Here is a 9,300-nt window from a genome sequence, read left to right on the forward strand (position 1 = left end):
GCACCCCACGCTCCACCACCAAATGACGCGCGAACAAACGGCCCAACGTCCCTGTACCACCCGTCAGCAACACCGTCCCAACGGAGCCGAACTCCACGCCGCCGTCCTCATCGGCCGGCTGTGTCACGCGGACCAAGCGGCCCTGGTGCGCACGGCCCTCGCGCAGCACCACCTGCGACTCGTCCAGCGCCACCACCCGTGCCACCTCGGCGAGGTCATCCAGCTCGCCGTCCAGCAGCACCACACGCCCGGGATTCTCCGACTGCGCCGACCGCACCAACCCCCACACAGCCGCACCGGCCACATCACCCACACCCTCACCCGGCAACGCGACCGCACCCACCGTCCGCACCACCAACCGCGCGTCCACGAACCGCTCAGCGCTCAGCCATTCCTGCAACACCCCCAACACCTCACACACGGCACCCCGCACACCACCGGCCGAGTCAACGCCCACCCCACCGTCGCGCACCGAATCGAACACCACCACATCCGGCACGACGACGGTCGGCGAACCCGCCACGTCACCCCAACGCCCCACCGTCAAACCGTCAACGGCACCCGCGTCCGGCAGCGCGACCTCGGGCCACTCCACCCCGAACAACGACCCCGCCACACCCGACTCCGCCACCGCACGCCGCTGACCGTCCACCGAACGCAGCACCAACGAACCCACCGACGCCACCACACCACCACCCGCATCGGCCAACACCACCGACACCCGGCCCTCACCCACCACCGACACCCGAACCCGCACCACCGACGCACCCACCACACCCAACGACACACCCGACCACGCAAACGGCAACGCAGCACCCACACCCACCGCACCCGACAACGCCACCCCATGCAACGCAGCATCGAACAACGCCGGATGGAGCTGGAAGTCGGTCACGGGCGTTCCGGTGGGCAGGGCGACCTCGGCGTAGACGTCGCCGTCGGCGCGCCAGGCCCCGCTCAGTCCGCGGAAGGCGGGACCGTACCGCAGACCCTCCTCGGCCATGCCGTCGTAGAACCCGTCCAGATCGACCGGCTCCGCACCGGCCGGAGGCCACTGGCCCGATGCCCAGGCGGCGTCCTCGGCCCCGCTCGCCCCCGTCGCCGGGGTCTCCGGCGCGAGGACGCCGGTCGCGTGGCGCGTCCACGGCTGGTCGCCGTCCTCGGAGCGGGCGTGCACGGTCACCTGGCGGCGGTTGTCGTCGCCTGCCGTGCCGACCGTGACTCGTACTGCCACACCGCCCCGTTCGGGGACGATCAGCGGTGCCTCCAGGGTCAGTTCGTCGATGACGGGGCAGCCGACCTGGTCGCCTGCGTACATGGCGAGTTCCACGTGCCCGGTGCCGGGGAAGAACGCGGAGTCGCCCACGCGGTGGTCGCCGAGCCAGGGGTGCGTGCCGAGGGACAGCCGACCCGTCAGGCTGAGCGCGTCCGTGTCCGGAGCCGATATCCGTGCGCCGAGCAGCGGGTGGCCGGCCGGTTCGAGTCCGGCGGTCAGCACGTCGCCGGCACCGTTGGGCGCGGTGACCCAGTAGCGCTCGCGCTGGAAGGCGTACGTCGGCAGCTCCACGCGGGCTGTGGGCGCGGCGTCGTCGTAGAAGAGGCTCCAGTCGACCGGGGCACCGTGTACGTAGGCCTCGGCCAGCGAGAGGGCGAACCGGGCCGGGTCGCCGCTGTGACGGCGCAGCGATCCGACGGCGGTGGCGCCTGACGATGTCGCGGCGACCGTCTCACCGATGGCGATGAAGAGGCCCGGGTGGGGGCTGGCCTCCACGAAGAGGGTGAACCCGTCGTCGAGCATGGCCCGGGTGGTGTCCTCGAAGCGCACGGTGCGGCGCAGGTTCTCGTACCAGTAACCGGCGTCGAGTGCGGTGGTGTCGAGCGGGCCGCCGGTCACCGTGGAGTAGAAGGTCGTGGTGGACGGGCGGGGGGTCACCTCGGTGATCTCGGCCAGGAGGCGCTCGCGTATCTCCTCGACGAACACCGAGTGCGAGGCGTAGTCCACCGGGATCCGGCGGGCCTGCACGCCCTGTGCCTCCAGGTGGGTGTACAGCTCGTCGAGGGCCTCCGTCTCGCCGCACACGACGGTGGAGGCGGGGCTGTTGACCACGGCGATCTGGAGCCGGTCGCCCCAGCCGCGCATCGCCGACTCGGCATCGGCCGAGGGCAGCGCGACCGACATCATGCCGCCGCGTCCGGCGAGGTCCTGGCGGATGATCTTGCTGCGGAGCGCGACGACGCGGGCGCCGTCCTCCAGTGAGAGAGCTCCGGCGACGCAGGCGGCCGCGATCTCTCCCTGGGAGTGACCGACGACGGCGGCGGGCTCCACACCGCAGGCGCGCCAGAGGGCCGCGAGGGAGACCATGACTGCCCACAGGACGGGCTGGACGACGTCGACCTCGTCGAAGGTGGGCGCTCCCGGGCGCTGGTGGACGACGTCGAGGAGGTCCCAGTCGGTGAAGGGGGCCAGCGCGTCGGCGCACTCGCGCATCCGGTCGGCGAACACCGTTGAGGATGCCAGGAGTTCGATGGCCATGCCGACCCACTGGGAGCCCTGGCCGGGGAAGACGAAGGCGACCTGGGCGGGCCCGGCGGCGGTGCCGCGGATCACGTGTGATGCCTTGCCGCCCTCCGCGAGGGCGTCCAGGCCGGTGAGCAGGGGGCTGGGCTCGGTGCTGTCCGCGCCCGCAGCGGTCCCGGTGTCGAGGACGACGGCGCGGTGCTCGAACGCGGTGCGGTTGGCGACCAGCGCGCGGCCGATGTCCTGGGGGCGGGCGGTGGCGCCGGCTCCGTCCCGTACGAAGGAGGCCAGCCGTCCCGCCTGGGCACGCAGACCCGCGGCGCTGCGTCCGGAGACGAGGAACGGGGCGGGCGACGAGGTGAAGGGGGCGGGGCGGAGCTCCGTCGCCGGCTCGGTCGCACCGGGGGTCGCGGCGGGTACCGCCGTGGGTTCCGGCGTGGGTTCCGGCGCCGGTGCTTCCTGGAGGATCACGTGGGCGTTGGTTCCGCTGAGCCCGAACGCCGAGATACCGGCGGTACGCGGGTGGCCGTGCTGCGCCCAGGGTTCGGCCTCGGTGAGCAGACTGACGTTGCCGGAGGTCCAGTCGACGTGGGTGGAGGGCTGCTCGACGTGCAGGGTCCGGGGCAGCAGGCCGTTGCGCAGGGCCATCACCATCTTGATGACGCCGCCGACGCCCGCCGCCGCCTGGGCGTGGCCGATGTTGGCCTTGAGCGAGCCCAGCCGCAGGGGCTGTTCGGCGGTGCGGTCCTGGCCGTACGTGGCGAGCAGGGCCTGCGCCTCGATGGGGTCGCCGAGCGTGGTGCCGGTGCCGTGGGCCTCGACGACGTCGACGTGGGCGCCGGGTACGCGTGCGTTGGCGAGGGCCTGGCGGATGACGCGCTGCTGGGACGGGCCGCTGGGAGCGGTGAGGCCGTTGGAGGCCCCGTCGGAGTTGATGGCCGATCCGCGGATGACGGCGAGCACGGGGTGCCCGTTGCGGCGGGCGTCGGAGAGGCGCTCCAGCAGGACGATGCCCGCGCCCTCCGACCAGCCGGTGCCGTCGGCGCTGTCGGAGAACGCCTTGCACCGTCCGTCGGGCGCGAGGCCGCGCTGCTTGCTGAAGGCGACGAAGGGTGCGGGCGTCGACATGACCATGACGCCGCCGGCCAGGGCGAGGCTGCATTCGTCCTGGCGCAGGGCCTGTGCGGCGAGGTGGAGGGCGACGAGCGACGACGAGCAGGCGGTGTCGACGGTGAAGGAGGGGCCTTCGAGGCCGAGGGTGTAGGAGATGCGCCCGGAGATGACGGAAGCGGCCCGCGCGGTGGCCATGTAGGCCTCGACGACCTCCGGTACGCCCTCCGGGAAGTCACCGTAGTCCTGGATCCCGGATCCCATGTAGACGCCGACGCGGCCGCCGCGCAGGGTCTCCGGGTCGATTCCGGCCCGTTCGAAGGTCTCCCAGGCCACTTCGAGGGTGAGGCGCTGCTGCGGGTCGGTGGCCTCCGCCTCCATGGGGCCGATGCCGAAGAACCCGGCGTCGAAGTCGCCCGCACCCTGCAGGAACCCGCCCTGGTGGACGTAGCTGGTGCCCGCCTGCGAGGCGTCCTCGCCCATGAGCTGGTCGAGGTCCCAGCCCCGGTCGTCCGGCATGCCCGATACGGCGTCACGGCCCTCGGCGACCAGGTGCCACAGGTCCTCGGGGGTGGTCACTCCGCCGGGGTAACGGCAGCCCATGGCCACGATGGCGATGGGTTCCTGCGCAGCGGCCTCGGCGTCCTGAAGGCGGCGCCGGGTGCGGTGCAGGTCGGCGGTCACCTTTTTGAGGTAGTCGAGGATCTTCTCGTCGTTGGCCATATCGGTCTCACCGAGTCCTTTGGGTCAGATGCCGGCAGCGTGCCCGTGTCAGGCGAGGCCGAGTTCCTGGTCGATGAAGGCGAGGACGTCGTCGGCGGAGGCCTCGTCGAGCGAGTCCCGCACGGCGGCCACCCCCGTTTCGCCGCTCTGGAGGGTGGTCAGGGTGTCGAGGAGGGTCTGCAGCCGTGAAGTGATGCGGCTGCTGCGGATCTCCTCCATGTCCAGGGCCCCGACCAGTTCCTCGAACCGGTCGACCTCCGCGAGGATCGGCGTCGCCGTGTCGTCGCTGTCGGGGAAGAGCCGGGTGTGCAGGTGGTCCGCGAGCGCGGTGGGGGTGGCGTAGTCGAAGACCAGCGTCGCGGGCAGCTGGGTCCCGGTGGCGGCGGTCAGTGCCTGGCGGAGTTCCACGGCGGCGACGGAGTCGAAGCCGAGGTCCTCGAAGGCGCGTTGCGGGTCGAGCTGAGAGGGTGCGTCGTAGCCGAGCAGGGTCGCGACGCGGGTGCGTACGAGGTCGAGCAGCGCACGGCCGCGCTCGGCGACGGAGAGGCCGGCGAGCCGTGCCATCAGACCGTCCGCGCCGGAGGCCGCGGAGTCCGGCTCGGCGGAGAGGATCTCCGTCACGTCGTCGAGTGCGTCGAGCAGCGGGCGGGGGCGGGCGAGTGTGTACGTGGGGGCGAAGCGGGACCAGTCGAACTCGGCGACGACGAGATGGCTCTCGTCGTGCTCCAGGGCCTGCTTCAGTGCGCCGATGGCGAGGTCGGGGTCCATAGCGGGTGCGCCGATGCGTTCCATAACGGCGCTGAGTTCGGCGTCGACCATGCCGCCCTGCCAGGAACTCCAGGCCACGGAGGTGGCGGTGAGTCCGCGGGCGCGGCGGCTGTGCGCGAGGGCGTCGAGGTGGGCGTTGGCGGCGGCGTAGGCGGCCTGTCCTGCGCTGCCCCAGACGGCGGCGCCTGAGGAGAAGAGCACGAAGGCGTCGAGGGGACGGTCGCCGAGGAGGTCGTCGAGGTGCTGGGCGCCGGTGACCTTCGCGTGGCCGACGGCCGCGAACTCGTCGTCGGTCAGTTCGGTGAGTGGTGCCATGCGCTGCATGGCACCGGCGGCGTGCACGACGGTGGTCAGGGGCAGGTCCTCGGGTACGGCGTCGAGGACCCGGGCCAGTGCGGCGCGGTCGGTGACATCGCAGGCGGCGAGGGTCACCCGGGTGCCGGCCTTCTCCAGTTCGGCCGCCAGTTCGCGGGCGCCGGCGGCCGCGTCGCCGTTCCGGCTGAGGAGCAGCAGGTGCGGGATGCCGTCGGCGGCGAGCATGCGGGCGACGTGGGCGCCGAGGCCGCCGGTGCCGCCGGTGATCAGTGCGGTGCCGTGCGACGGGCGGGCCCGGACCGGGGTGCGGTCGCCCAGAGGGGCGCGGACCAGGCGCCGGGCGAGGACGCCGTCGGCGCGCAGGGCCACCGCGTCCTCGCCGGTGGCGCCCGAGAGCACGTCGCAGAGGCGGTGCAGGTCGGCGGAGCCCGGTTCGGCGGGGAGGTCGACGGTGCCGCCCCACGTGTCGGGGTGGTCGAGGGCGAGGCCGCCGCCGAGTCCCCAGAGCTGGCTCTGTGCCGGGGCGGTCAGCTCGGAGGAGCGGGACGTGGCGACGGCCGACTGCGTGGCGCACCAGAGCCTGGGGGCGTCCGCGGTGTCGGCGAGGGCCTGCACGAGGGTGACGGTGGCGGTGAGTCCCCGGGTGAGATGGGGGTGTGCGGGTTCGGGGCGGTCGTCGAGGGCGAGCAGGGAAAGGACGCCCGCGGCGGGTTGCGCGGAGAGCCGGGCGGCGAGGTCGGCACGGCTCTGTCCGGGGACCGCTTCGATGACGTGCGGGGAGGCGCCGCGTTCGATGAGTGCGGCCAGGACCGCGGTGACCGTGGGGGTGTCGGCCTGTCCTTCGGCGACGGCGACGAGCCAGGGGGCGTCGAGCGCGGTGGCGGGGGCGGCGGGCGTGGTGACGGGCTGCCAGACGACGCGGTAGCGGAGGTTGTCGAGAGCCGCCCTCTCCTGGTGGAGCCGGCGCCAGCGCGCCATCGCGGGCAGCACCTCGCCGAGTGCCGTCTCGGTGACCGAGAGCCGGCCGGCCAGTGCGGCGACGTCCTGCCGGTCGACGGCCTCCCAGAAGGCGGCTCCGGCCGGGTCGGCGGCCCTGTCCGTGGTGTCCTGGGCGGCTGGGCGCTCCAGCCAGTGGCTGCGGCGCTGGAAGGGGTAGGTGGGGAGGGGGACGTGACGGGCGCCCCGGCCCGCGAAGAGACCGTTCCAGTCGACGGCACTGCCGTGCGCGTGGGCCTGGGCCACGGCGGTGATCAGGGTGCGTTCCTCGTCGCGGGCGCGGCGCAGGACGGGGACGCACAGGGTTTCGTCGGCGGGCGTCAGACAGTCGGCCGCCATGGGGGTGAGCGCCGCGTCCGGGCCGATCTCGATGAGTACACGGACCCCTTCGGCGTGCAGGGTGCGTACGCCGTCGCGGAAGCGGACCGCTTCGCGGACGTGGCGGACCCAGTAGCCGGCCGAGGTCAGTTCGTCGGGTCCGGCGAGCCGGCCCGTCACGTTGGAGACGACGGGCAGTCGGGGTGCGTGGTACGTCATCCGGCCGGCGACGTCCCGGAACGCGTCGAGCATGGGTTCCATGAGCGGTGAGTGGAAGGCGTGCGACACCGTCAGCCGCTTCGTCCGGCGCCCCAGCGCGGCGAAGTGCTCCGCGACCGCGAGCGTCTCCTTCTCCGCCCCCGACACCACCACGGCCGACGGACCGTTCACCGCCGCCAGCGCCACCCCTTCGCCCAGCAGCGGCGCCACCTCGTCCTCCGAAGCGGCCACCGCCACCATCACCCCACCGGCAGGAAGCGCCTGCATCAACCGACCCCGCGCCACCACCAGTTCAGCCGCATCCGTGAGCGACAGCACGCCCGACACATGCGCGGCGGTGATCTCACCGACCGAATGGCCCACCAGGAAGTCCGGACGCATGCCCCAGGACTCCACCAGCCGGAACAGCGAGGTCTCCACCGCGAACAACCCCGCCTGCGCGAACATCGTCCCGTTCAGCAGACCGGCGTCCTCACCCCACACCACCTCACGCAGACTCACACCCAACCGGGCATCCAACTCCGCGAGCACCGCATCGAACGCCTCCGCGAACACCGGAAACGCCCCGTACAACTCCCGGCCCATACCCAGCCGCTGCGCGCCCTGACCCGTGAACAGGAAAGCCGTCAGACCCTCCACCGAAGAACCCGCCGAAGTGACAACATCCGCACACTCCCGGCCCGCCACCAGATCCGACAACGCACGCACCACCGCCCCACGATCCGCGGACAGCACCACCGCACGGTGATCCAACACCGCACGCGTCGTCGCCAACGAATACCCCAAGTCCACCAGCGACTCGTCGGGGTGAGCCTCCACATGGGCGAGAAGGCGCTCCGCCTGCGCCGTGAGGGCTTCGGGTGTCTTGGCGGAGAGCGGCAGCGGGATCAGCGAGGACGTCACGGTGGGCGGGGCTTCCGGTTCGCCCACCTCGGCCGCGGGCGCCTCCTCGATGATGACGTGGGCGTTGGTACCGCTGAGCCCGAAGGCGGAGACGGCGGCGCGGCGGGGGCGTCCGCGGTCGGGCCAGGCGATGGCCTCGGTGAGCAGGGAGATGTTGCCCGTGGTCCAGTCGACGTTCGGCGTCGGGCCGTCCACGTGGAGGGTGCGGGGCAGGATGCCGTGACGCATGGCCTGCACCATCTTGATGATTCCGCCGACGCCTGCGGCGGCCTGGGCGTGCCCGATGTTCGACTTGACCGAGCCGAGCCACAGCGGGTGGTCGGCGGGGCGGCCCTGGCCGTACGTGGCGAGCAGTGCCTGCGCCTCGATCGGGTCGCCGAGTGTGGTGCCGGTGCCGTGTGCCTCGACCGCGTCGACCTGGTCGGCGGTGAGCTGGGCGGCTGCGAGGGCCTGGTGGATGAGCCGTTGCTGTGCGGGACCGTTGGGTGCGGTGAGGCCGTTGCTGGCTCCGTCGGAGTTGACGGCGCTGCCCCGCACCACCGCGAGCACGCGGTGTCCGTTGCGCTGGGCTTCGCTGAGCCGTTCGACGACGAGCATGCCGACGCCTTCGCCCCAGCCGGTGCCGTCGGCGGCCGCTGCGAAGGATTTGCAGCGGCCGTCGGGGGCGAGGCCGCGTTCCTGGCTGAAGCCGACGAACGAGGTGGGTGTGGCCATCACGGTGACGCCGCCGACGAGGGCCAGGTCGCACTCGCCCGTACGCAGCGACTTGACCGCCCAGTCGAGTGCGACGAGGGAGGAGGAGCAGGCGGTGTCGACGGTGACGGCCGGGCCCTGGAGTCCGAGGGTGTAGGAGACACGTCCGGAGGCGACGCTGGCCAGGCCGCCGGTGCCGCCGTCGGTGGCGTAGTCGTGGTAGACGACACCGGCGAACACGCCGGTGAGGGAGCCCTTGAGGGAGAGCGGGTCCACTCCGGCGTGCTCCAGCGCCTCCCATGACGTCTCCAGCAGCAGCCGCTGCTGGGGGTCGGTCTCGCGGGCGTCCTTGGGGCTCATCCTGAAGAAGTCGGCGTCGAACCGGTCGGCCTCGTGGAGGAAACCGCCCTCGCGGGCGTACGTGTGTCCGGGCGTGGCGGGTTCGGGGTCGTACAGCCCGTCAACGTCCCAGCCCCGGTTGACCGGAAAGGGCGTGATGCCGTCCCGGCCCTCGGCCACGAGGTCCCACAGCTGGTCGGGTGAGGTCACGCCGCCGGGGTAGCGGCAGCTCATGCCGATGATGGCCATCGGCTCGTGTTCCCTGGCCTCGGCCTCCCTCAGACGGCGCTTCACCTGCCGCAGGTCGGCCGTGGCCCGCTGGAGGTAGTCGCGAAGCTTGTCCTGGGTTGCCATCTGTACCTCAACCAATCTCGGTGCGGGTGTCAGCCGTGCCGGCG

2 protein-coding genes are annotated in these 9,300 nt (G+C 72.5%); both read right to left on the reverse strand.

Features of this window, described 5'->3' with window-relative positions; all coding sequences use genetic code 11:
- Positions 1-4,351 (reverse strand): type I polyketide synthase (locus tag ACIOEW_RS39750; protein ID WP_401970318.1); only part of this gene is annotated, 4,351 nt, incomplete at its 3' end.
- A 48-nt stretch (positions 4,352-4,399) separates the two neighbouring features.
- Complete coding sequence (locus ACIOEW_RS39755; protein ID WP_401970321.1) at positions 4,400-9,256, reverse strand: type I polyketide synthase; 4,857 nt, start codon at positions 9,254-9,256, stop codon at positions 4,400-4,402.
- Positions 9,257-9,300 lie beyond the last annotated feature (44 nt).

It is taken from the genome of Streptomyces sp. NPDC087901, from assembly GCF_044742205.1.
GTDB lineage: Bacteria > Actinomycetota > Actinomycetes > Streptomycetales > Streptomycetaceae > Streptomyces.